Below are 24,080 nucleotides of genomic sequence, written 5' to 3' on the forward strand. Positions count from 1 at the left end.
GCTTTGCCCTCCTATCGCGACACAAGGCCGCTCCCACGAGGACCTGCGTACGTCGATCAATATGGGAGCGGCCTTGAGTCGCGAAAGGGCCGCAAAGCGGCCCCAGGTTCCAACGGTCAGACGCGGAATTGGCTGACCAGTGTCTGCAACTGCCCACCCAGCCGCGCCAGCTCCACACTCGACGCTGCCGTCTCGTCACTGGCTGCTGCGGTCTGCTCTGACACATCACGCACATTCAGGATGCTTCGGCTGATCTCTTCAGCCACCGCACTCTGCTGCTCTGCCGCCGCAGCAATCTGCTGGTTCATCGACTGGATGCTCGATACCGTACTGGTGATGCTCTCCAGCGATGACCCGGCCTTTCGCGCCAGTTCGACGCTGCTGTCGGTCAGGGTACGGCTGCCCTGCATGGCATTCGCCACTTGCTGGGTTCCGTGCTGCAGGCTGGCAATCAGCTCTTCGATCTCTTCGGTAGACTTCTGCGTGCGCTGGGCCAGGCCGCGCACTTCGTCGGCAACCACGGCAAAGCCACGGCCTGCCTCGCCGGCACGCGCTGCCTCGATCGCTGCGTTGAGCGCCAGCAGGTTGGTCTGTTCGGCCACCGACTTGATCACGTCCATCACGCTGCCGATTTTCTGGCTTTCCTGCTGCAGCAGGTTCATGGCCTCGGTGGAGCGGTGCATGTCCTCGGCCAAGCGTTCGATCTGGCCAATCGCTTCGCCCACCACGCGGTCGCCGGCACGGGCTTCGTCATCGGCTCCGGTGGCTGCATGTGAGGCCTGCTCGGCATTGCGCGCCACTTCCTGAACGGTAGCGGCCATTTCGTGCATGGCGGTGGCCACCTGGTCGGTCTCGACTTTCTGGCTGTTGGCGCCCGCGCTGGTCTGTTCGGTGACTGCCGACAGCTCTTCGGCGGCGCTGGCGATCTGGGTGACGCCATCGCGGATGCCGCTGATCAGCTCGCGCAGGGTGGTGCCCATGCGCGCGATGCCTTGCTGCAGCACGCCCAGTTCGTCACGGCGGGTGACGCGCATGTGCTGGGTAAGGTCGCCACTGGCGATTTTTTCCACGGCCACCAGGGTGTCTTGCAACGGGCGGGTGATCTGGCGGGTGATCAGCACCGCCGCCAGTACGCCGACCAGCAGCGCCAGCAGTGTGGCGATGGCCTGCAGGCTGCGGGCCTGGGTACTCTCGATGTCACGGCGCTCTAGCTGGATCTGGTACAGCGCGTCACTGCGCTTGACGATGTCGGCGCCCTGCACGGTCATTTCGGCGCGCGAGGTGGTGATGTTGGCAACCGCGTCGCGGAACTGGCGTACGGCGTCACGATAGGCCAGTACCGCGTTTTCGAACTGTTGCAGGCGCGCGTCTGCGCTGGGCAGCTGGCGCTTGAGGTTGTCGGTATCGGCCAGTGCTGCATCCAGCTGGCGCAAGGCGGCCTGCTCGTTGGCGCTGCTGTTCTCGGCGATGTAGCCACGCACATCGATGCGTACCTGCAGCAGTTGCTGGCGGGCCTTGCTGATCAGCTGGTACTGGGCCAGACGCACGCTGTCAGCCTCGGGGCGAGCCATCACCTCCTGGCTAAGCGCATCCATGGCCTGGTCGGCGCGAATGGCCGAGCTGTCCATGGAAACGCGCGCTGCGCGGGTGGCGTCGTAGCCCTGGCGCATCTTGTTCAGCGACAGCTTGTAGGCACTGATGGTATCGCCCAGCTCACCCAGCAGCTTGACGTTCTCCGGGCTTTTGAAGGTGGTGGCCAGGTAGGCCTGCTGCTTGCTGAATGCGTCCAGCTTGGCCAGGGTGTTGGCGGCGGCGGTATCGTCGCCGTTGGCGATCATGTACTGCAGGCGCGCAATGCGCAGATCGGTGAGGTCCTTGTTCAGCTGGCCAATATCGCCCATCCAGTTGCTACGGTCGATCAGGCTGCCCAGGCTGGTCCAGCCGGTGAGGGCCAGCAGGCCAGTGAGGACCAGCACCAGGCCGAAGCCCAGGCCGAGTTTAAGGTTGACGCTGATGTTGGCGAACCAGCTGTTCATGCACGCTCTCCAGAAGTTGATTTCGCTCTCTTGATCTTCGATCGCGAGGCGTTGTTGTTCTGGATGCCCGCTGATTCGTGCAGGGGTTATCGGCCATGATTGGGGAAGCTGAAACGCTTTTTCAGCAAAATATCAGCAAGACGGTCTCACTCGCTCCCTGTTGGGCCTGGGATCAGAGGGTGCGTGCGCTGAAGGTGTCGCAGCGGTTCACTTCACCTTCGGCAAACCCGGTCTTGAACCAGCGCACCCGCTGCGCCGAGGTACCGTGGGTGAACGAGTCCGGCACTACGCGGCCGCGGCCTTGCTGCTGCAGGCGATCGTCGCCAATGGCATTGGCCGCATTCAGCGCTTCCTCGACATCGCCTGGCTCCAGCCAGTTCAGGCGTTTCTGCGCCTGGTAGGCCCATACACCGGCCAGGCAGTCAGCCTGCAACTCCTGGCGCACCAACAGGCCGTTGTCGCCCTCCATGCGCTGGCCGGCGCGTCGTGCGGCATCGACCTTTGCCGAAACGCCCAGCAGTGTCTGCACATGGTGGCCGATTTCGTGGGCGATCACGTAGGCCTGGGCGAAGTCGCCAGCTGCAGCGAAGCGGGTTTCCATTTCACGGAAGAACGACATGTCCAGGTACACCCGCTGGTCCGCCGGGCAATAGAACGGCCCGACCGCTGCCGAGGCAAAACCACAGGCCGAATTGACCTGGCCGCTGAACAGGACCAGTTTGGGGTCACGGTATTGTTTGCCGGCCTGGGCGAACAGGGCTTTCCAGGTGTCCTCAGTGTCGCCCAGAATCGAGGCGACGAACTCGGCCTGCTGGTCGTTGGCCGGGGGGGCCTTGGCGCTTGTACCACTGGGGGCCGTTTGCTGTTGCTCCATCTGGCCGGTGAGCTGGCCAAGAATCTGCAGCGGGTCCTGCCCGGTGAGCCAGCCGATGCCGACGATCAGCAGAATCGCCCCGAGCCCCAGCCCCTTGCCGCCGCCGAAGCGCATGCCGCCACCGCCACCTTCGCCCCGGGCATCGACCACGTTGTCGCTGCGTCGGCCTTTTCGCCATTCCATGAATGCTCTCCCGAGCGTGAAACAAGAAGTCAAAGATTAGTTCAGGAAAGCGGCAGGTGTCAGGCAAAGGTGTTAAGCCATAACCATTTGGTTATGTATGAGGTGGTCGATTTCAATATTCATCGCGCGCGACCTGCCGGAAACTGCAAGTCCGCCTGCCACGCCCAGGCGTTCTCATAATTCCAAGAGAGGAAACCGGCATGCCCGCCCAGGACAACAGCCGCTTCGTGATCCGTGATCGCAACTGGCACCCTAAAGCCCTTACGCCTGACTACAAGACCTCCGTTGCCCGCTCGCCGCGCCAGGCACTGGTCAGCATTCCGCAGTCGATCAGCGAAACCACTGGTCCGGACTTTTCCCATCTGGGCTTCGGCGCCCACGACCATGACCTGCTGCTGAACTTCAATAATGGTGGGCTGCCCATTGGCGAGCGCATCATCGTCGCCGGCCGTGTCGTCGACCAGTACGGCAAGCCTGTGCCGAACACTCTGGTGGAGATGTGGCAAGCCAACGCCGGCGGCCGCTATCGCCACAAGAACGACCGCTACCTGGCGCCGCTGGACCCGAACTTCGGTGGTGTTGGCCGGTGCCTGACCGACCGTGACGGCTACTACAGCTTCCGCACCATCAAGCCGGGCCCGTACCCATGGCGCAACGGCCCGAACGACTGGCGCCCGGCGCATATCCACTTCGCCATCAGCGGCCCATCGATCGCCACCAAGCTGATCACCCAGCTGTACTTCGAAGGTGACCCGCTGATCCCGATGTGCCCGATCGTCAAGTCGATCGCCAACCCGCAAGCTGTGCAGCAGTTGATCGCCAAGCTCGACATGAGCAACGCCAACCCGATGGACTGCCTGGCCTACCGCTTCGACATCGTGCTGCGTGGCCAGCGCAAGACCCACTTCGAAAACTGCTGAGGACCCCGCCATGCCAATCGAACTGCTGCCGGAAACCCCTTCGCAGACTGCCGGCCCCTACGTGCACATCGGCCTGGCCCTGGAAGCCGCCGGCAACCCGACCCGCGACCAGGAAATCTGGAACTGCCTGGCCAAGCCAGACGCCCCGGGCGAGCACATTCTGCTGATCGGCCACGTTTACGACGGAAACGGCCACCTGGTGCGCGACTCGTTCCTAGAAGTGTGGCAGGCCGACGCCAACGGTGAGTACCAGGATGCCTACAACCTGGAAAACGCCTTCAACAGCTTTGGCCGCACGGCTACCACCTTCGATGCCGGTGAGTGGACGCTGCAAACGGTCAAGCCGGGTGTGGTGAACAACGCTGCTGGCGTGCCGATGGCGCCGCACATCAACATCAGCCTGTTTGCCCGTGGCATCAACATCCACCTGCACACGCGCCTGTATTTCGATGACGAGGCCCAGGCCAATGCCAAATGCCCGGTGCTCAACCTGATCGAGCAGCCGCAGCGGCGTGAAACCTTGATTGCCAAGCGTTGCGAAGTGGATGGGAAGACGGCATATCGCTTCGATATCCGTATTCAGGGGGAAGGCGAGACCGTTTTCTTCGACTTCTGAGGTGAAGCTTGGGGCCGCTTTGCGGCCCATTCGCGGGCAAGCCCGCTCCTACAACGATCTGCGTACGCCGAGCAATGGGCTGTACGCCGATCAATGTAGGAGCGGGCTTGCCCGCGAATGGGCTGCAAAGCAGCCCCGGCGATACAACGATCAGCGCCGAACCAGCAGAACCCCACTCTCCATATGGTGGGTATACGGGAACTGGTCAAACAATGCACAGCGCTCGATGCGGTGGGTGTCCTGCAACTGGGCAATGTTCGCTGCCAGCGTTTCCGGGTTGCACGAGATGTACAGGATGCGTTCGAAACGCCGGGTCAGCTCGCAGGTATCCGGGTCCATCCCGGCCCGCGGTGGGTCGACGAACACGGTACCGAACTGATAACTCTTCAGGTCGATGCCTTCCAGGCGACGGAACGGCCGCACCTCATTCAGTGCCTGGGTCAGCTCCTCTGCCGACAAGCGTACCAGCCGCACGTTATCCACAGCGTTTTCGTCAAGGTTGCTCAGGGCGGCATTGACCGACGTCTTGCTGATTTCGGTGGCCAGCACCTGGCGTACACGCGTGGCCAGCGGCAGGGTGAAGTTGCCGTTGCCGCAATACAGCTCCAGCAAGTCATCCTCACGCTCGCCAATGGCCTCGAAGGCCCAGCTGAGCATCTTCTGGTTCACTGCGCCGTTGGGCTGAGTGAACGCACCCTCCGGCTGGCGGTAACTGAACACGCGGCCAGCCACATCGAGTTTTTCCACCGCGTAGTCGCGGCCGATAACCAGGCGCTTGCCCTTGGAGCGGCCGATGACGCTCACCCCCAGCGCTTCAGCCAGTTGCCGGGCTTCCACTTCCCAGGCCTCGTCCAGCGGGCGGTGATAGCACATCGTGATCATCGCATCGCCAGCCAGGGTGGTGAGGAACTCCACCTGGAACAGGCGGTTGCCCAGTTCTTCGCTGGCCTGCCAGGCTGCCTTCAGGCGTGGCATCAACGCGTTGATGCGTTCGCTGGCAATGGGGAAATCGTCGATCAGGATTGCTTTGTGCTTCTCGCCCGGGGCGAACATGGCGTAGTGGCGCTGGCCATCCTCGCGCCACAGGCGGAACTCGGCGCGCAGGCGGTAATGCTCGCGCGGTGAGTCGAAAACAGCCGGTTCCGGCGCGCCGAATGGCGCCAGCAGCTCGCGCAGCCGGGCCACCTTGGCGTCCAGTTGGGTGGCGTAGGAGGAGGGGTCGAAAGCAGCACTCATGCGTTGAACCAGCCTAGCTTGATGACGAACAGGATGGAAAGGATCACCAAGGCCGGGTTCAGGTCGCCACGGCGGCCGGAAATCAGTTTGACGGCGGTCCAGGCGATGAAGCCGAAGGCGATGCCATTGGCGATCGAGTACGTCAGCGGCATGGCCAAGGCAGTTACCACCACCGGTGCAGCTTCGGTGACGTCGTCCCAGTTTATTTCCGCCAGGCCCGAGGCCATCAGCACGGCGACGAACAGCAGCGCCGGGGCCGTGGCGAACGCCGGCACGCTACCGGCCAAGGGGGCGAAGAACAGCGCCAGCAGGAACAGCACGGCAACCACGATGGCCGTCAGGCCGGTACGGCCGCCGGCGCTCACACCCGCAGCGGACTCGATATAGCTGGTGGTGGTCGAGGTGCCCAGCAGGGAGCCGGCCATGGCGGCGGTGCTGTCGGCGATCAGGGCGCGGCCCATCTTCGGCATGTGGCCGTCCTTGCCCATCAGGCCGGCGCGCTTGGCCACGGCGATCAGGGTGCCGGAGTTGTCGAACAGGTCGACGAACAGGAACGCGAAGATCACGCTGATCAAGCCCACATCAAGGGCACCGGCGATGTCCAGCTGCAGGAAGGTGGGTGCCAGCGAAGGTGGCATCGACACGATCCCCCCGAACGGCGTGACGCCCATGGCGATCGACGCGACGGTGACGGCCAGGATGCCGATCAGCACCGCGCCGCGCACTTTCAGCGACTCAAGGCCGACGATCAGGAAGAAGCCCAGTGTGGCGAGAATCACCGAAGGCTGCTTGAGGTCGCCCATGCCCACCAAAGTGGCTGGGTTATCGACGACGATGCCGGCATTATGCAGGGCGATCAATGCCAGGAAGAGGCCGATACCGGCGGCAATCGCCGAACGCAGCGGCAGCGGGATGCTGTTCACGATCCACTCGCGGATGCGGAAGATCGACAGCAGGAAGAACATCACCGCCGACAGGAACACGGCACCCAGTGCCACCTGCCAGGTGTGGCCCATGTGCAGCACCACGGTGTAGGTGAAGAACGCGTTCAGGCCCATGCCCGGTGCCAGGGCGATCGGGTAGTTGGCAATCAGGCCCATGGTGGCGGAGCCGATGGCTGCTGCCAGGCAGGTGGCGACGAAGATCGCGCCCTTGTCCATGCCGGTCTCGCCGAGGATGCTCGGGTTGACGAACAGGATGTAGGCCATGGCCAGGAAGGTGGTGACGCCCGCGAGAATCTCGGTGCGCACGTTGGTGTTGTGTGCTCTTAGTTGAAACAGCCTTTCCAGCATGCCCGCTCCCCAAGGCGCCCCCGGCGCCATGAATGTATCGACCCCATCAGCAAAGCACAGACCGTACCGGATGCCGTGGTTTTGTGTGGGGAGGAAAAAAGCCGCGCATCATACCAGCATGCATGGCGGGGGCCTATGGCCGTTGGGGAATGGGTTTTTCTGGCCCTTCACGGATAAAGTCCCCTGCAGGCGCGGGCTTGCCCGCGAACAGGCCGGCACTGGTGACGCATCACCCGTTATGCAACCGGTCCCGCTTGGCCAGGGTAGGGAACAGTTTTATCCACACCCCGGTCACCACCAAGGTGCCCACCCCGCCCAGCACTACCGCCGGCACTGTACCAAACCAGTGCGCGGTCACTCCCGATTCGAACTCACCGAGCTGGTTCGAGGCACCGATGAACAAGCCGTTCACTGCGCTCACCCGCCCTCGCATTTCATCCGGTGTCTCCAGCTGCACGAACGAGCTGCGAATGACCATGCTGATCATGTCTGCCGCACCTAGTACCACCAGTACCGCCAGCGAGAACCAGAACGACGTCGACAGGCCGAAGGCGATGGTCGCCACGCCGAACACGCCGACCGCAGTGAACATCGTCCGCCCGACGTTGCGCTGGAACGGGAAGCGCGCCAGCCAGAGCGACATCAGCAACGCCCCCACCGCTGGCGCCGAGCGCAACAGGCCAAGGCCCATCGGCCCGGTCAGCAGGATGTCCTTGGCAAATACCGGCAGCAACGCGGTGGCTCCGCCCAACAATACGGCGAACAGGTCCAGCGAGATGGCGCCGAGGATGTCGGGCCGGCTGCGAATGAAGCGGATGCCAGCCAGCAGCGATTCGATGCTGGCGCGCCCGCGCTGTGCGATCTGGCCGCGCGCCTGCAGGGTCAGGGTCAGCACGCAGGCAATGGCGTACAAGGCCACCGTCGGGCCGTACACCCACATGCTGCCAAAGGCATACAGAAAGCCGCCCACCGCCGGCGCCACGATGGTCGCCGACTGGGTGGCCGAGGCCGACGCCGCCACTGCCCGCGGGAACAGCCCGGCCGGTACCACATTGGGCAACAACGCCTGGGTTGCCGGCATTTCGAATGAGCGGCTGGCGCCGAGCAGGAAGGCCAGGGCAAAGATCAGTTCGCGGGTGACGTTGTCGGTGGCACTGCCCACCGCCAGCGCCAGGGCAATCAGCCCCTGAAGGCTCTGGCACAGGGCGGCGACCTTGCGTCTGTCATAGCGGTCGGCGACATGGCCGGTGTGCAGCATGAACAGCACCCGTGGGGCGAACTCGACCAGGCCGACCAGGCCCAGGTCCAGTACGTTGCCGGTCAATTGGTAGAGGTGCCAGCCGATGGCCACGGTGAGCATCTGGAAGCCGCTGGCGGTGAATACGCGGGCCAGCCAGAAGGCCAGAAAAGGACGATGGTGACGCAACAACTGCGGTGCGGAATCGGACATCGGAAACCAGGGGCCTCGGCGCAGTAGAGGGGGGCGCAGCGTATCATCTGTTTGTAACAAACGGTTACTGTTTGCTCAGGTCGGCACTTTTCTACTGTTAATCAAAGAGGGTGAGGCAACAGGTCACGCGGCAATCCACCACACGGCCCACCGGGCCATTCGGGACTATGCTTCCTAGCATTAATTGATCTGGGTCAATCGTTCCAGATCAATGAAATGGCCGTCTGGCCGGAATCCCTGCGATCGAACAGAACAATTCCAACACGCCGTACTCGACCCAGTGGGGGCAGTGGGCGACTGGGGCCACAAGCCCGGACGCCGGATTATCTGAAGAGGAAGCACCATGTTCGGAATAGAGGCCTTAGAGCTCGCCCGAATGCAGTTTGCCTTTACCGTGTCGTTCCACATCCTGTTCCCGGCCATCACCATTGGCCTGGCCAGCTACCTGGCAGTCCTCGAAGGCCTATGGCTGCGGACCCACAACCAGGTCTACCGTGACCTCTATCACTTCTGGTCGAAGATCTTCGCCGTCAACTTCGGCATGGGCGTGGTCTCCGGACTGGTCATGGCCTACCAGTTCGGCACCAACTGGAGCCGCTTCTCCGACTTTGCCGGTGCCGTCACCGGCCCGCTGCTCACCTACGAAGTACTGACTGCGTTCTTCCTCGAGGCGGGCTTCCTGGGCGTCATGCTGTTTGGCTGGAACCGCGTCGGCCGTGGTCTGCACTTCTTCTCCACGGTGATGGTCGCGCTCGGTACGCTGGTCTCGACCTTCTGGATTCTCGCCTCGAACAGCTGGATGCAAACGCCGCAAGGTCACGAGATCATCGATGGTCGGGTGGTGCCGGTGGACTGGTTTGCGGTGGTGTTCAACCCCTCCTTCCCCTACCGCCTGATGCACATGGCCACTGCCGCGTTCGTGTCCACCGCGTTCTTCGTCGGTGCCTCGGCGGCCTGGCACCTGCTGCGCGGGCGTGACAACCCGGCCGTACGCAAGATGCTGTCGATGGCCATGTGGATGGCACTGATCGTCGCCCCGATTCAGGCAGTGATCGGCGATTTCCACGGCCTCAATACCCTCAAGCACCAGCCGGTGAAAATTGCCGCGATCGAAGGCCACTGGGAGAACGTGCCCGGTGAGCCGACTCCGCTGATCCTGTTCGGTATTCCCGACATGGAGGCCGAGACTACCCGGTTCAAGATCGAGATCCCGGCGCTCGGCAGCCTGATCCTGACTCACAGCCTGGACAAGCAGGTGCCGGCGATGAAGGAGTTTCCGCCCGAGGACCGGCCTAATTCGACCATTGTGTTCTGGTCGTTCCGGATCATGGTCGGGCTTGGTTTCCTGATGATCTTCGTTGGCCTGTGGAGCCTGTGGTTGCGCAAACGCGGCACGCTGTACAGTTCACGCCCGTTCCTGCATGTGGCCCTGTGGATGGGGCCATCCGGGCTGATCGCGGTGCTGGCCGGCTGGTTCACTACCGAAATTGGCCGCCAGCCCTGGGTGGTGTACGGCCTGATGCGCACGGCGGACGGTGTTTCCAACCACAGCTACGCCCAGCTCGGCTTCACCCTTGTGGCATTCGTGGTGGTGTACTTCGCCCTGTTTGGCACCGGCCTTGGCTACATGATGCGCCTGGTGCGCAAAGGGCCGCAGACCGGTGAGGGTGACGAGCACACTCCGGGAGGCCCAGGCCAGAAACGCACGCCGGCACGGCCTTTGTCCGCCGCCGATGATGGCCGCGAGGCCACCTCTGCCAGCCTGAACAAGGGGAACTGAACCATGGGTATCGACCTTCCACTGATCTGGGCCGTGATCATCATCTTCGGCGTCATGATGTACGTGGTGATGGACGGATTCGACCTGGGGATCGGCATGCTCTTCCCCTTCGTCAAGGGCGAGCAGGACCGTGATGTCATGATGAACACTGTCGCGCCGGTATGGGACGGCAACGAAACCTGGTTGATCCTGGGCGGTGCCGGACTGTTCGGGGCCTTCCCGATGGCGTATGCCGTGGTCCTCGAGGCCCTGTACCTGCCCCTGATCCTGATGCTGATCGGCCTGATCTTCCGGGGCGTGGCCTTCGAGTTCCGCTTCAAGGCCAAGGCTGACAAGCGGCATATCTGGGACAAGGCTTTCATCTGGGGTTCACTGATCGCCACCTTCTTCCAGGGCGTGGCGCTGGGCGCGTTCCTGGAGGGGTTCAAGGTGGTCGACCGGCATTTTGCCGGTGGCACCCTGGACTGGCTGACGCCGTTCAGCCTGTTCTGCGGGCTGGGGTTGATCGTGGCCTACACCCTGCTGGGTTGCACCTGGCTGATCATGAAGACCGAAGGGCCGCTGCAGCAGAAGATGCACGATATGGCCCGGCCGCTGGCGCTGGTGCTGCTGGTGGTGATCGGTATCGTCAGCCTGTGGACGCCAATCGCCTACCCGCAGATTGCCGACCGCTGGTTCAGCATGCCCAACCTGATCTGGTTCATGCCGGTGCCGCTGCTGGTGCTGGTGACCTTCTACGGGTTGCTCAAAGCGGTGGCACGCAACGCGCACTACACGCCGTTCCTGCTCACGCTGGTACTGATCTTCCTTGGTTACAGCGGCTTGGGAATCAGCCTGTGGCCTAACATCATCCCGCCGTCGATTTCGATCTGGGATGCCGCAGCGCCACCGCAAAGCCAGGGCTTCATGCTGGTGGGTACCCTGTTCATCCTGCCGTTTATCCTCATGTATACCTTCTGGAGCTACTACGTGTTCCGCGGCAAGGTGACCCACGAAGACGGCTATCACTAGGAGGGCCGCATGATGGCTGGCAAGCATGGTTTGGAAGACAAGAAACCGCTGTGGCAGCGACTGGGTTGGCTGTTGCTGATCTGGGCGATGAGCGTCGCAGCGCTGGGTGTGGCGGCCTGGGTGATGCGGCTGTTCATGGGGGCGGCGGGCCTGACCACACACTGATAAAGAGCGGCAGCGGGCTTGCCCGCGAAGCAGGCAACGCGCTAGATGGCACCGGCGTTGCCGGTGTTCGCGGGCAAGCCCGCTCCTACGGGGGCGGTGGCGCGCTTACTTGCGGGCTTTCAGAATGACGAACTTGGGCGTTGCCGCCACCTGCTCCACCCCCCGGAACAACCGCGCCAGCTTGCTGTGATAGCCCAGGTGCCGGTTACCCACGATGTACAGCGCCCCACCTACCACCAGCGCCTCACGCGCCTGTTGGAACATGCGCCAGGCGAGGAAATCGCCTACTACCTGCTGTTGGTGGAACGGCGGATTGCACAGCACCACGTCCAGCGACTGTTTCTCCAGCCCGGCCAGGCCATCGGCCGCAAAGAAGGTCGCCGGGCGCTCGCCCAACGCTGCCAGCCAGTTCTCCCGCGCCGATTGCACTGCCATGTACGACTCGTCGACCAGGGTGTACTCGGCCTCCGGGTTGGCCAGGGCGCTGGCGATCGCGAGCACGCCGTTGCCGCAGCCCAGGTCCGCCACCCGCGCACGGCCGAGGTCGCGTGGCAGATGCGGGAGGAACGCCCGCGTCCCGATATCCAGGCCTTCACGGCAGAACACGTTGGCGTGGTTGACCAAGTCAAGAGCCGGCGCGTCGAGGCGGTAGCAGCTGGGGTAGGGGGACTTGGCGAGCGGCCGCTCGGCAACCGTTGCTGTCAGCAAACGGGCCTTTTTCAGGGCCAGCGAAGCCTGTACGGGGCCGATATACTTCTCCATCAGGTCGCCGGCCGCCCGCGGCAGGTGCTTGATCATCGCCCCGGCAATCACCTGCGCACCGGGTGCCAACTGGCCTTGCAGGCGGATCAGTTGTTCTTCGAGCAGGGCCAGGGTCTTGGGCACACGCACCAGCACCCGGTCGAACGGGCCTTGCCAGTGTTCGCTGGCCGGTACGAACGGCACGCTGTCGAATGGCAGGCCATTGCGCGCCAGGTTCTTTTCCAGGGCCAGGTGCCCCAGGTGCGAGTCACCGCTGCTGACCACCTGCAGCTGGCCCGCAAGGCTTGCGGCCAGGGCACCGAAGCTGTCATTGAGCACCAGTACCCGGCAATTGGCGTCGGGTGCCTGATCGTGTAGCTGCGCAAGCAGGTACTCGTCGGCGGCATCGAAGGCCTGCAACGGGTCGTTGGCCTGCTCCGGCTGGCGGATCAGGTCGAGTTCGGCGTAGGGGGTGGTCAACAGGGGCATGGCGTCTGGCTCGGGTACGAAACTGCCCGTTGCGGTTCGCGCCGGGCTTTGCCGGGCGATTCTACAGGGCTTTGCCCAAGGTCGCAGGTTTGAAGGTCAGATCCAGCCACGCAAGGCGGCAATGGCAATGGCTCCGGCCTTGTTGGCTGCGTTGGTCTTGGTGATCACGCTGCGGATATGGAAGTTGACCGTGCTTTGCGACAGCGAGAGGATGGAGGCAACATCGGCAGCGGTCTTGCCGGCGGCAGACCATTTCAGCACTTCCAGTTCGCGCTCGCTCATTTTCGGCTGGGGTGGGCATAGCGCGTTCAGATGGTGCTCGCCCAGTACCGCGTGAAGGGCGTGGCACAGCCACTGCACACTCCCGGCTTTGTCGTACAGTTCGACCTCATCGATGGGGCCGTTTGGCCGAGCGACACTGATCTGGCTTTCGTTGTGCTGCTGATCGTGAAGCGACTGTGTCCAGCCGTGGCGCAAGCCATGCAGGCAGGCCATTTCGCGAAATTGCGGGGCTTCCTTGTAAAGCTCATCGGTCCACAGCACCGGCATCGTCGAGCTGTGGCTCAGGTTCGCCGCCGGGTCCTGCTTGTAGAAGTCGTCGCGCTGGTAGCGCTCGATCCACTCACTTGGGTAGTTGCTATAGAGGTACAGCCTTGGCGTTTGCGTAGCGATCTGAATGCGGATGTTCAGCCCAAGGTAATCCATGTCCAGGTCCTGAGCCAGATGGACTGCAATGTCGAATAGCTTCTGCGGGCTGCGTTCGCTGACGAACGCCTGAAGATACTCGGGTTTCCAGTGAAGCATCTGAAACACTCCTTCGGGTGCACAGGATCCAATCCGTTTGAGTACCCGGATGATTGTAGGAAAAGACCTACCATCCTGTTGGGATTTTTTTGTTATAGCGAACAGGATTTTCTGCGAGTTCGGCACGTTCATCCTGGATGAGGCCCTACAAAGCGGTGGTTTTTATCCTGGCCACTTTAGGCGACACTGTGCACACGCCAACCCTGGAGCCCGATATGACCGCTAGCGCCGAAAAGTTCACTCGCCAGACACTGCTTGATGTTCAGCCACTGACGCCGAACCTCTTCAGCCTGCGGGTTACGCGCGATGCGGGGTTCCGCTTCCGTTCCGGCCAATTCGCCCGGCTAGGTGTGACCAAGGCCGATGGTAGTGTGGTGTGGCGCGCCTATTCCATGGTCAGCGCCCCCCATGACGAGCACCTGGATTTCTTTTCCATCGTGGTGCCAGGTGGTGAGTTCACCAGTGAGCTGAGCCGTTTGGGTGCAGGCGATACGTTGCTGATCGACCGCCAGGCGTTCGGTTTTCTCACCCTCGACCGCTTCGTCGGAGGTCGTGACCTGTGGCTGCTGGCTACCGGTACCGGCATTGCGCCATTTATGTCGATCCTGCAGGACTTCGAGGCCTGGGAGCGCTTTGACAGCATCAAGCTGGTGTATTCAGTGCGCGAAGCGAAGGAGCTGGCCTATGTGGATGAAATTGCCGGCCTGGAACAGCGCGATTACCTGGCCGAGTACGCGGGCAAGTTGCAGTTCATTCCCGTGGTGACCCGTGAACAGCACCCCGGGGCCTTGAATCAGCGCATTACCACGTTGATCGAGAATGGCGAGCTGGAGAAGGCGGCAGGGCTTGAACTGTCGCCGGAGCATTCGCGGGTGATGCTGTGCGGTAACCCGGAAATGATCGACGAAACCCGCAAGGTCCTCAAGGCGCGAGACCTGCAACTGAGCCTGAGCAAGCGGCCCGGGCAGGTGGCTGTCGAGAACTACTGGTAAGACAATTGCGGCCGTTGTGGGCCTGTAGGCGCGGGTTCACCCGCGAAAGGGCCGGCCCTGCTGGCCAATTTCCACCCGCCGTTCACCGTTGCCGCCGCCACCGTATTCGCGGGTAAACCCGCTCCTACGCAGATTGGTGATGGACACACATCGGTGGTTGGACACAGGCCGCCGTGTAGGAGCGGGTTTACCCGCGAACACCGGCAGAGCCGGTGCCATCCACCGCACTGGATTCTTCGCCAGCATGCCCGCTCCTACAGCGCCCCCGGCAATTTCAAGGCAAGCGATTCTGGTTCTGCGTCTTGAGCAAATCGCGGATTTCGGTCAGCAGCGTCTCTTCAGCCGAAGGCACAGGCGGCGTAGTCGGTGCCACGGCTTCTTCACGCTTGAGCTTGTTGATCGCCTTCACGCCCATGAAGATGGCAAAGGCCACGATCAGGAAGTCGATCACGGTCTGGATGAACTTGCCATACGCCAGCATCACCGCTGGCACGTCACCTTCGGCAGCCTTCAGGGTAATGGCCAGGTCGCTGAAGTCCACGCCACCGATCAGCAGGCCCAGTGGCGGCATGATCACGTCGCCGACGAAGGACGAGACGATCTTGCCGAAGGCCGCGCCGATGATGATACCGACCGCCATGTCGACGACATTGCCTTTGACTGCGAAAGCCTTGAACTCGTTGAGCACGCCCATGTTTGGTTCCTTGTAACAAAAGGTGAGGTTAACGCAGTGTAAGCCACTTAAACGCTTCATGCGTTGTGTTCAGGGCTACTGACTGCAGTTAGAACGAATAGTTTTGTCGCATCTCGAGGCGTTCGAGACACGTCCTGCTCGGTTATCATGGCGAATTTTTCCAGGAGACCCCACTCATGGCCAAGGCCAAGCGCTTGTATGGCTGCACCGAATGCGGCGCGACCTTCCCCAAATGGGCCGGCCAGTGCGGCGAATGCGGGGCCTGGAACACCCTGGTCGAAACCATGATCGAAAGCGGCGGCGCTGCTGCACCCAGTAGCGGCCGCGCTGGCTGGACAGGGCAGCAGGCGCAGATCAAGACCCTGGCCGAGGTCAGTGTCGAGGAAATCCCGCGTTTCACCACCAGCAGCACCGAACTGGACCGTGTGCTGGGTGGCGGCCTGGTGGATGGCTCGGTGGTGCTGATTGGCGGTGACCCCGGCATCGGCAAATCGACCATTTTGCTACAGACCTTGTGCAACATCGCCGTGGGCATGCCGGCACTGTATGTCACGGGGGAGGAGTCGCAGCAGCAGGTGGCCATGCGCTCGCGGCGGCTGGGCCTACCCCAGGACCAGCTCAAGGTGATGACCGAAACCTGCATCGAGACGATCATTGCCACGGCGCGGGTCGAGAAGCCGCGGGTAATGGTGATCGACTCGATCCAGACCATTTTCACCGAGCAGTTGCAATCGGCCCCGGGCGGCGTGGCCCAGGTGCGCGAAAGCACAGCGTTGCTGGTGCGCTATGCCAAGCAAAGCGGTACGGCAATCTTTCTGGTCGGCCACGTTACCAAGGAAGGCTCGCTGGCTGGCCCAAGGGTGCTGGAGCACATGGTCGACACGGTGCTGTATTTCGAAGGTGAGTCCGATGGCCGGCTGCGCTTGCTGCGGGCGGTCAAGAACCGCTTTGGCGCGGTCAACGAGCTGGGCGTGTTCGGCATGACCGATCGTGGCCTCAAGGAGGTATCCAACCCGTCGGCGATCTTCCTCAACCGTACTCAGGAAGAGGTGCCGGGTAGCGTGGTGATGGCAACCTGGGAGGGTACCCGGCCAATGCTGGTCGAGGTGCAGGCGCTGGTCGACGATAGCCATCTGGCCAACCCGCGGCGGGTAACCTTGGGCCTGGACCAGAACCGTCTGGCCATGTTGTTGGCCGTGCTCCACCGCCATGGCGGTATCCCGACCCATGACCAGGATGTGTTTCTCAACGTGGTCGGCGGGGTGAAGGTGCTGGAAACGGCTTCGGACCTGGCGCTGCTGGCGGCGGTGATGTCCAGCTTGCGTAATCGGCCACTGGCCCATGGTTTGCTGGTGTTTGGCGAGATCGGCTTGTCGGGCGAGGTACGGCCGGTACCCAGTGGCCAGGAGCGCTTGAAGGAAGCGGCCAAGCACGGCTTCAAGCGTGCCATCGTACCCAAGGGCAATGCGCCGAAAGAAGCGCCTGCGGGGTTGCAGGTGATTGCCGTTACCCGCCTGGAACAGGCGCTGGATGCATTGTTCGAATAGCGTGCAGGAGCGAGCAAGCTCGCTCCTGCAACCCGTCAGTGCTCGGCAACGGCCGTGCGCCTGACCGTTTCATTGCCATGCTCGTCCAGTTCCAGCATCGGTACTTCGTTACCCTCGGCATCGAACAGCTTGCCATCTTTGAAGTAGTCCCCATCACGCAGCGCGGAAATGTCCGAATACTGGATGGTGCGCTCATAGGCTGCAGCGAACACTGACTGGTTTTCCGAGTTGCCGGTGGTGAAATGGTTGAAGATCAGGTTCAGCAGGATGGCCATGATCGCCGCCGAGCTGATGCCGGAGTGGAAGATGGTCTCGAACCAGTTCGGGAAGTGGTGGTAGAAGGTCGGCGCGGCAATCGGGATCATGCCGAAGCCCAGCGAGGCCGCGACGATGATCAGGTTGACGTTGTTCTTGTAGCTGACCTTGGACAGGGTGCGGATACCGCTGGCCGCCACGGTACCGAACAGCACGATACCGGCGCCGCCCAGTACCGGGGTAGGCACGGCGGCAATCACCCGGCCCATGACTGGCAGCAGGCCGAGTACCACCAAAATCACGCCGCCGGTAGCCACCACGTAGCGGCTCTTGACGCCGGTCACGGCCACCAGGCCGACGTTCTGGGCGAACGCGCTCTGGGTGAACGAACCGAAAATCGGCGCCAGGATGCTCGATGCCATGTCGGCGCGCAGGCCGTTGCCCAGGCGCTTGGAGTCCACCTTGGTGTCGATGATCTCACCCACGGCGAGGATATCGGCCGACGTTTCCACCAGGGTCACCATGATCACGATGCACATCGACAGGATCGCGGCGATGTGGAACTCCGGCATGCCAAAGTGGAACGGCGTGGGGAAGGCGAACATCGGGCCTTCGCTGACCTTGCTGAAATCGGTCATGCCCAGTGCCCAGGCGATCAGCGTGCCAACCACCATGGCCAGCAGGATCGACAGGCGTGAGATGGTGGCGCTGCCAAGCTTGCTCAGCAGCAGCACGATGGCGAAGGTCAGCCCGGCCAGGCCGATGTTGGCCATGCTGCCGAACTCCGGCGAGGCGCTGTTGCCACCCATCACCCAGCGTGCGGCAACCGGCATCAGGGTCAGGCCGATGGTGGTGATGACGATACCGGTCACCAGCGGCGGGAAGAACTTGGTGATGCGCGAAAACACCGGTGTGATCAGAAAGCCGATCAGCGATGCAGCCATGACCGCGCCGAGCACCCCTGGCAGGCCACCGCCCCCCTCGCTGCTCAGGATCGCGCCCATGGTCGCCACACCGGCGAACGACACGCCTTGCACGAGTGGCAACTGGCAACCGAAGAATGGCAGGCCAAGGGTCTGCAGCAGGGTGGCAAGGCCACCGGCGAACAGCGAGGCGGCGATCAGCATGCCGATTTCGGCACCATTCAGGCCCGCGGCCTGCCCCAGGATCAGGGGTACTGCGACGATCCCACCATACATGGTCAGCACATGCTGCAGACCATAGGCCAGGTTGGCACCAAGGCCGAGGTTTTCATCCTCGGGTCGCTTGGCGGGAGACGTGCTAGGGGACGTAGTCATGGAGCAGGCTCTCTGTTTATTGTTGTGCCGCTACTGTAGACACTTCCTACAATTGATTGCTACAAGAATTGTATACAATATTTTGATCGGAGCGCGAACAGATCCGGCTGCAGGGTGTGTTAAAACCCAATGCAGAAGGCGTACCAACTTGGCAGAAGCTGTATTGGAAGGGTGTGTACAAAGCATCGCTACCCAGGCTTAAAGCTGTCTGGGTAGACAAGAAACACCAGGCGGGAAGGCTATTAGCTAGCTAAGAGATTTCATTATTCGATGAGTTCGCGCAGCTCACGCATCATTTCGGTGCTGTCAGCCACGTTCAACTCCACAAGACGGTGCAAATGGCTCATCGAATCGAGGTCAATGTACAGGCAGATGAAGCCCAGGCGGTCCGGTTCTTCGTGGCGCAGTTCGACCTGCATCTGCACACGGGCATCTTCGTTCAGCTCGATGATGGCGTCGAAGTCCTGAGTCAGGTCGGCATCCCAGCCTGCGGGGCGTTCGATCAGCAAGCCTTTGAGTGAAAGGTCCAGCAGTTTTGCAGGCCAGCGTTTCAGCCCCTGGCGCAGCTCGATGGGGGCATCGAAGTCGATGCGTTGAAAGCGGCGGCGTTCGTCATGATCGCTCATGGCTTGGATCCTCGAATAGGTCATCAGGTGTCATCCTGACTATAGTTAGAGTTGCATGTGCATCAGGTACTGCAATCTGGCCGCAGAGGCTCTAGAACGAAGCAAGTGTGGCAATGCTGCTTGACTGGCCCTAGACTCGGTGGGCGGTCTTTCCAATCCACCAGCTGGAAGCTAACCATGAACAACAATAATAGCCTGCTACGCCATATTCCGTGGCTGGCGCTGGCAGTCATAGGCGCCTGCGCACTGGGTGTGGTTGCCCTGCGTCGCGGCGAGGCGATCAACGCCTTGTGGATCGTGGTCGCGGCGGTGGCCATCTACCTGGTCGCCTATCGTTACTACAGCCTGTTCATCGCCACCAAGGTGATGCAACTCGACCCCCGCCGTGCCACCCCGGCGGTGCTCAACAATGACGGCCTGGACTACGTCCCGACCAACAAACACATTCTTTTCGGTCACCACTTCGCTGCCATCGCCGGCGCAGGCCCCTTGGTCGGGCCGGTACTCGCCGCGCAAATGGGCTACCTGCCCGGCACGTTGTGGCTGATCGCCGGCGTGGTGCTGGCCGGTGCGGTGCAGGACTTCATGGTCCTGTTCCTGTCTACCCGCCGCAATGGGCGCTCGCTGGGCGACATGGTGCGTGAGGAGATGGGCAGAATCCCGGGTACCATCGCCCTGTTTGGCTGCTTCCTGATCATGATCATCATCCTCGCGGTGCTGGCGCTGATCGTGGTCAAGGCCCTGGCCGAAAGCCCATGGGGCATGTTCACGGTGATGGCGACCATCCCGATCGCGATGTTCATGGGCATCTACATGCGCTACATCCGCCCGGGCCGCATTGGCGAAATCTCGGTCGTTGGCGTGGTACTGCTGCTGGCCTCGATCTGGCTGGGGGGCGTGATCGCTGCAGATCCGGTGTGGGGCCCGGCGTTCACGTTCACCGGCGTGCAGATCACCTGGATGCTGGTGGGTTACGGCTTTGTCGCCGCCGTGCTGCCGGTGTGGCTGGTACTGGCGCCGCGGGATTACCTCTCGACCTTCCTGAAGATCGGCACCATCGTTGGCCTGGCCATCGGTATCCTGATCATCGCGCCCGAGCTGAAAATGCCGGCGCTGACCCAGTTCACCGACGGCACCGGCCCTGTGTGGAAGGGGACCCTGTTCCCGTTCCTGTTCATCACCATTGCCTGTGGTGCGGTGTCCGGCTTCCACGCGCTGATTTCCTCGGGGACCACTCCGAAGCTGCTGGATAACGAAACCAACGCCCGCTATATCGGCTACGGCGGCATGCTGATGGAATCGTTCGTCGCCATCATGGCCATGGTTGCGGCCTCGGTGATCGAACCGGGCGTGTACTTCGCCATGAACAGCCCGGCGGCAGTAGTCGGTACCGATGTCGCGTCGGTGGCGCAGACCGTCAGCAGTTGGGGCTTCCTGATTACACCCGAGCAGCTCGAAGCCGTTGCCCGTGACATCGGCGAGCACACCATCCTGGCCCGTGCCGGCGGTGCGCCAACCCTGGCGGTCGGTATCGCGCAGATCCTGCACCAGGTGTTGCCAGGTGAAAACACCATGGCCTTCTGGTACCACTTCGCGATCCTGTTCGAGGCGCTGTTCATCCTCACGGCGGTAGACGCTGGTACTCGTGCCGGGCGCTTCATGCTGCAGGACCTGCTGGGCAGCTTCGTGCCTGCACTCAAACGCACCGAATCGTGGGGGGCCAACCTGCTCGCCACCGCTGGCTGCGTGGCGCTCTGGGGCTATCTGCTGTACCAGGGCGTCATCGACCCACTGGGTGGCATCAACACCTTGTGGCCGCTGTTTGGTATCTCCAACCAGATGCTGGCCGGTATCGCCTTGATGCTCGGTACTGTGGTGCTGATCAAGATGAAGCGTCAGCGCTACATCTGGGTCACCCTGCTGCCGGCCGTATGGCTGCTGATCTGCACCACGGCTGCAGGCCTGATCAAGCTGTTTGACCCCAATCCGGCTGTCGGCTTCCTGGCCCTGGCCAAGAAGTACAGCACTGCGCTGGACGCCGGCCAGGTACTGGCCCCGGCCAAGGACATCGGGCAGATGCAGCACGTGATCTTCAACGCCTACACCAACGCGGGCCTGACGATCTTGTTCCTGCTGGTGGTCTTCAGCATCCTGTTCTTCGCCATCAAGGTCGGCTACGCCGCCTTGGGCCGCAAAGAACGTAGCGACAAGGAAACCCCGTTCCAGGCGTTGCCTGACGCGTAATCGAGAGGACTGCAATCATGTTCAACGACTTGGGTCGACTGGGCAAATACCTGGGGCAGGCAGCCCGCCTGATGGTCGGCATGCCCGACTACGACAACTATGTCGAACACATGCAGAAAACGCATCCGGACAAGCCGGTGATGAGCTACGAGGCGTTCTTCCGCGAACGTCAGGAAGCACGTTACGGTGGCAAGTCAGGGCCCAAGTGCTGTTGAGCCTGCGGTACGTGTAAACCTGTGGGAGCCTGGGTAACCGGCTCCCACAGTCATTTTCAGATTCAGGAGTATTTTGCGTGCAGACGCCCATTCCCGTAACCGTCCTCACAGGCTTCCTCGGTGCCGGCAAGACCACCTTGCTCAAGCACATGCTCAAGGCCGAGCATGGCCTGAAGCTCGCCGTGATCGAAAATGAATTCAGCGAGGCCGGCATCGACAGCCAACTGCTGGGTGACCAGCCGGTGCAGGTCATGACCTTGGCCAACGGTTGTGTATGTTGCAGCATCCATGGCGACCTGACTCGCGCGCTCTACCTGCTGCTTGAACGCCTGGATGCCGGGGAAATCGCTTTCGATCGCCTGGTGATCGAATGCACCGGCCTGGCCGACCCGGCGCCGGTAGCGCAAACGTTTTTCATCGACGAGGAGCTGCGTGAGCGCTACATCCTCGACGGCATCATCACCCTTGTCGATGCCGCGCATGCCGAACTACATCTGACCCAGACCATCGCTCAGGCGCAGGTCGGCTTTGCCGATCGTCTGCTGCTGAGCAAGACCGACCTGGTTGAGCCTGCTGCGGTTGAAGCCCTGCGCGAACGCCTGGTCCGCATCAATAGCAGGGCTGCGATCCGTGTGGTTGAGCACGGCTGCATCGACCTGGCTGAATTACTGGATGTGCGAGGTTTCAACCTCAACCCCGACCTTGGGGTGAACCTGAAACCGATGTTGCGACCGGTGCTCAAGCCTGCCACCCCGGACCGTATCTCCACGATGGTGCTGCGTACCGAAGCCCCGCTGGATATCGACCGCCTCAGCAACTTCATGAATGAGCTGCTGGAAACCCACGGCAAACAGCTGCTGCGCTACAAGGGCGTACTGAACATTGCCGGCGAGGAGCGCAAGCTGGTGTTTCAGGGCGTGCTCAAGCTGTATGGCTTCGACTGGGACGCCGAGTGGGCTGCAGGCGAAGCGCGCGAGAGCGTGATGGTGTTCATTGCCGATGAACTGCCCGAGGCTACGATTCGGGCTGGCTTCGAGGCAATGGCTGCGGGCTGAGCCGCTGCGGCGCCTGCCCCGCGAACCACTGCGGCCATGAGCTGCGGTGGCGGGTTTCGACCTCGATGCACGGGATCAGGCGTTCGGTCAGCACAGCGGTTTGCCGCACTGCTTTGGCGGTGCGGTACTTGACGCTGTGGATGCACTCGCGGTCGCCGAACTCGCAGCGGTTCAGGGCGGTTCCGCCGCAAGGGCCATTGGCCAGGCCTTTAGGGCAGGTTTCCGGGCAGATATACAAGGTGTCTTCCAGGCGGCAACGGCCGCAGGTGTCGCAACCCACCAGCGGGCGCTTCACACTGCGCTCCAGCGTGTGCAGCACGTGTGCGCCGACGCGTGTACCCCACAGAGGCTGGCGCACCGCCCAGCCGAAGGCCTTGCTCAGGCTGTTGCGCCGGCTGAACAGCAGTGCGTGCATGCCATGCATCAGGTGATAGCGGGCTTTTTCCTTGAGTGAGGCATCGACCCGAGACTCGCCCAGGCGCCAGCCAGCCTGTGGCGGATGGAAGGTCACCGCCGGCAGGCCAGGCATCTGCCAGCTGGCGTGCCAGGCCGGTGCCCATTGCTCCAGAGACTGAACCTGGGTTTGCCAGTGCTCGATACGGGCCTCCAGGGCCAGCAGCTGTTCGAGTGTGTGAACCCCTGACAGGTGCACACCGGCGTACCCCATCAGCTTTGTACCGATAATCTGCAAGGCCAGGCGGTCAACACTGCGCGCCTGGGCAAAGGCCTTGGACTGCGCCGTCTCCGCTTCGAGCATGTCGCGCATGGATGGCGTGACAGTGACGCCGGCCACGTGGTCGAGCATCGCCGCGCGCCCGTGGGTGAGGCTCATGAGGCAGGCCAGCATGGGCTTGGGTGAGGCCTGACGGCGCATCCAGTGTATGGCTTCCTGATGCTTGGCGGCATCGAAGCCCAGCTGCAAGGTGAGGAAGTCAGCCCCCGCTGCCAGCTTTTTCTCGGCCTTGAAATACTGGGCGCCGCCTTCTTCCTCGTGGTACTTGAACGGGTTAAGCGCCGCGCCCAGCAGCCAGTGCGGGCAGGCCTGGCGAGCAACCTGCAGGGCGGCGACCGATTCCAGATAACGCACCGGGCGCTGGCCAGGTTCATGGCCGGGCAGGCGGTCGCCAGTCAGCAGTAACAGCTGGTCGAGGCCGGCGGCGTCCATGCGCTGCAGTTGGGCGAGCAGGTGGTGGCGCTCGCGATCCTTGCCTGAAAAATGCGGCAGGGCGGGCACCGGGTTGCTGAACGAGGCGAGGGCGTCCAGCGGTGACATGTCCAGCGGGCTGCCGACACGATCACCGATGGCCACGGTCATGGGCCAGCCGCATAGGTGCGCACGGGCCATGATCGCTTCCATGGCGGCAAAGCGTTCTGCGGAAGGCTTGGGGACGAACTCCATTACGCAGACGAAGTTCTGTTCGCGCAGGGCGGTTTTCAGCAGGCTCATATTGGCCGGGCACCTGGTGTGGTCAGGGTGGCATTGTGCGGCAGAAGGCGAGCCGGGTCATGTCCGGATGCGCAAGGTGGTGATCTGAATGAGACATGGGGCGCGAAGAC

Annotated in this window: 21 protein-coding genes; 10 read left to right on the plus strand and 11 right to left on the minus strand. The window is 62.4% G+C overall.

Going from position 1 to position 24,080, the window contains the following annotated elements:
• Nucleotides 1-116: 116 nt before the first annotated feature.
• Complete coding sequence (locus FQ668_RS05425; RefSeq protein WP_019438405.1) at nt 117-2,036, minus strand: methyl-accepting chemotaxis protein; 1,920 nt, start codon at nt 2,034-2,036, stop codon at nt 117-119.
• A gap of 172 nt (nt 2,037-2,208) precedes the next feature.
• Nucleotides 2,209-3,093, minus strand: a complete 885-nt coding sequence (locus tag FQ668_RS05430) for a neutral zinc metallopeptidase (RefSeq protein WP_014592361.1) — start codon at nt 3,091-3,093, stop codon at nt 2,209-2,211.
• A gap of 200 nt (nt 3,094-3,293) precedes the next feature.
• Here FQ668_RS05430 and pcaH point away from each other — a divergent pair, with 200 nt between their 5' ends.
• Nucleotides 3,294-4,013 carry a protocatechuate 3,4-dioxygenase subunit beta gene (gene pcaH / locus FQ668_RS05435; protein WP_009682255.1) on the plus strand — a complete coding sequence of 240 codons (720 nt, stop codon included), beginning with the start codon at nt 3,294-3,296 and terminating at the stop codon, nt 4,011-4,013.
• Nucleotides 4,014-4,023: 10 nt separating this feature from the next.
• Complete coding sequence (gene pcaG / locus FQ668_RS05440) at nt 4,024-4,629, plus strand: protocatechuate 3,4-dioxygenase subunit alpha (RefSeq protein ID WP_010955312.1); 606 nt, start codon at nt 4,024-4,026, stop codon at nt 4,627-4,629.
• 150 nt (nt 4,630-4,779) lie between these two features.
• On the opposite strand, the gene trmA is transcribed toward pcaG, so the two are convergent.
• The 3 genes from trmA to FQ668_RS05455 all read right to left on the minus strand — a co-directional run bounded on the left by trmA (nt 4,780) and on the right by FQ668_RS05455 (nt 8,607).
• The gene (trmA, locus tag FQ668_RS05445) at nt 4,780-5,865 is read right to left on the minus strand and encodes a tRNA (uridine(54)-C5)-methyltransferase TrmA (RefSeq protein WP_004575991.1); all 1,086 of its coding nucleotides are present in this window, start codon (nt 5,863-5,865) and stop codon (nt 4,780-4,782) included.
• Entirely contained in the window at nt 5,862-7,157 is a 1,296-nt protein-coding gene (locus tag FQ668_RS05450) for an NCS2 family permease (protein ID WP_014592360.1), read from the minus strand. Before FQ668_RS05450 ends, trmA begins: the two co-directional genes overlap by 4 nt.
• 229 nt (nt 7,158-7,386) lie before the next feature.
• Nucleotides 7,387-8,607, minus strand: a complete 1,221-nt coding sequence (locus FQ668_RS05455; RefSeq protein ID WP_019438404.1) for an MFS transporter — start codon at nt 8,605-8,607, stop codon at nt 7,387-7,389.
• Between the two features lie 343 nt (nt 8,608-8,950).
• On the opposite strand from FQ668_RS05455, the gene FQ668_RS05460 reads away from it, so the two are divergent.
• The 3 genes from FQ668_RS05460 to FQ668_RS05470 are packed head-to-tail and all read left to right on the plus strand — an operon-like array spanning nt 8,951 to nt 11,563.
• Nucleotides 8,951-10,387 (plus strand): cytochrome ubiquinol oxidase subunit I, encoded by a 1,437-nt coding sequence (locus tag FQ668_RS05460; RefSeq protein WP_019438403.1) that lies wholly within the window; start codon nt 8,951-8,953, stop codon nt 10,385-10,387.
• 3 nt (nt 10,388-10,390) lie between these two features.
• Nucleotides 10,391-11,398, plus strand: coding sequence for a cytochrome d ubiquinol oxidase subunit II (cydB, locus tag FQ668_RS05465; protein WP_003251612.1), 1,008 nt, complete (start codon nt 10,391-10,393; stop codon nt 11,396-11,398).
• Between the two features lie 9 nt (nt 11,399-11,407).
• On the plus strand, nt 11,408-11,563 hold the full coding sequence (locus FQ668_RS05470) for a DUF2474 domain-containing protein (RefSeq protein WP_003251614.1): 156 nt from the start codon (nt 11,408-11,410) through the stop codon (nt 11,561-11,563).
• Between the two features lie 105 nt (nt 11,564-11,668).
• Here FQ668_RS05470 and FQ668_RS05475 read toward each other — a convergent pair whose 3' ends face one another.
• Both FQ668_RS05475 and FQ668_RS05480 read right to left on the minus strand, forming a co-directional pair.
• Nucleotides 11,669-12,793 carry a methyltransferase gene (locus FQ668_RS05475; protein WP_014592357.1) on the minus strand — a complete coding sequence of 375 codons (1,125 nt, stop codon included), beginning with the start codon at nt 12,791-12,793 and terminating at the stop codon, nt 11,669-11,671.
• Nucleotides 12,794-12,889: 96 nt separating this feature from the next.
• Complete coding sequence (locus tag FQ668_RS05480) at nt 12,890-13,597, minus strand: autoinducer binding domain-containing protein (protein WP_014592356.1); 708 nt, start codon at nt 13,595-13,597, stop codon at nt 12,890-12,892.
• Between the two features lie 215 nt (nt 13,598-13,812).
• Between FQ668_RS05480 and FQ668_RS05485 the strand changes: the two genes are divergently transcribed.
• Nucleotides 13,813-14,589 carry a ferredoxin--NADP reductase gene (locus tag FQ668_RS05485; protein WP_014592355.1) on the plus strand — a complete coding sequence of 259 codons (777 nt, stop codon included), beginning with the start codon at nt 13,813-13,815 and terminating at the stop codon, nt 14,587-14,589.
• A gap of 274 nt (nt 14,590-14,863) precedes the next feature.
• On the opposite strand, the gene mscL is transcribed toward FQ668_RS05485, so the two are convergent.
• Complete coding sequence (mscL, locus tag FQ668_RS05490) at nt 14,864-15,283, minus strand: large-conductance mechanosensitive channel protein MscL (RefSeq protein WP_014592354.1); 420 nt, start codon at nt 15,281-15,283, stop codon at nt 14,864-14,866.
• Nucleotides 15,284-15,459: 176 nt separating this feature from the next.
• Between mscL and radA the strand changes: the two genes are divergently transcribed.
• Nucleotides 15,460-16,830 carry a DNA repair protein RadA gene (gene radA / locus FQ668_RS05495; RefSeq protein ID WP_003251626.1) on the plus strand — a complete coding sequence of 457 codons (1,371 nt, stop codon included), beginning with the start codon at nt 15,460-15,462 and terminating at the stop codon, nt 16,828-16,830.
• A gap of 35 nt (nt 16,831-16,865) precedes the next feature.
• Here radA and FQ668_RS05500 read toward each other — a convergent pair whose 3' ends face one another.
• Both FQ668_RS05500 and FQ668_RS05505 read right to left on the minus strand, forming a co-directional pair.
• On the minus strand, nt 16,866-18,383 hold the full coding sequence (locus FQ668_RS05500) for a nucleobase:cation symporter-2 family protein (RefSeq protein ID WP_014592353.1): 1,518 nt from the start codon (nt 18,381-18,383) through the stop codon (nt 16,866-16,868).
• A gap of 263 nt (nt 18,384-18,646) precedes the next feature.
• Entirely contained in the window at nt 18,647-19,009 is a 363-nt protein-coding gene (locus tag FQ668_RS05505) for a PilZ domain-containing protein (protein ID WP_003251630.1), read from the minus strand.
• Nucleotides 19,010-19,186: 177 nt separating this feature from the next.
• Here FQ668_RS05505 and FQ668_RS05510 point away from each other — a divergent pair, with 177 nt between their 5' ends.
• The 3 genes from FQ668_RS05510 to yjiA all read left to right on the plus strand — a co-directional run bounded on the left by FQ668_RS05510 (nt 19,187) and on the right by yjiA (nt 22,523).
• On the plus strand, nt 19,187-21,253 hold the full coding sequence (locus tag FQ668_RS05510; protein WP_014592352.1) for a carbon starvation CstA family protein: 2,067 nt from the start codon (nt 19,187-19,189) through the stop codon (nt 21,251-21,253).
• Between the two features lie 17 nt (nt 21,254-21,270).
• Nucleotides 21,271-21,468 carry a YbdD/YjiX family protein gene (locus FQ668_RS05515; protein ID WP_003251633.1) on the plus strand — a complete coding sequence of 66 codons (198 nt, stop codon included), beginning with the start codon at nt 21,271-21,273 and terminating at the stop codon, nt 21,466-21,468.
• 77 nt (nt 21,469-21,545) lie between these two features.
• Entirely contained in the window at nt 21,546-22,523 is a 978-nt protein-coding gene (yjiA, locus tag FQ668_RS05520) for a GTPase (RefSeq protein WP_014592351.1), read from the plus strand.
• Here yjiA and FQ668_RS05525 read toward each other — a convergent pair.
• A complete protein-coding gene (locus tag FQ668_RS05525) occupies nt 22,483-23,970 on the minus strand; it encodes a methylenetetrahydrofolate reductase C-terminal domain-containing protein (RefSeq protein WP_019438400.1) in 1,488 nt (495 codons plus the stop codon). The genes yjiA and FQ668_RS05525 overlap by 41 nt on opposite strands.
• Nucleotides 23,971-24,080 lie beyond the last annotated feature (110 nt).

Origin of the sequence: Pseudomonas sp. Kh14 (genome assembly GCF_900291005.1) — a bacterium.
Lineage (GTDB): Bacteria > Pseudomonadota > Gammaproteobacteria > Pseudomonadales > Pseudomonadaceae > Aquipseudomonas > Aquipseudomonas alloputida.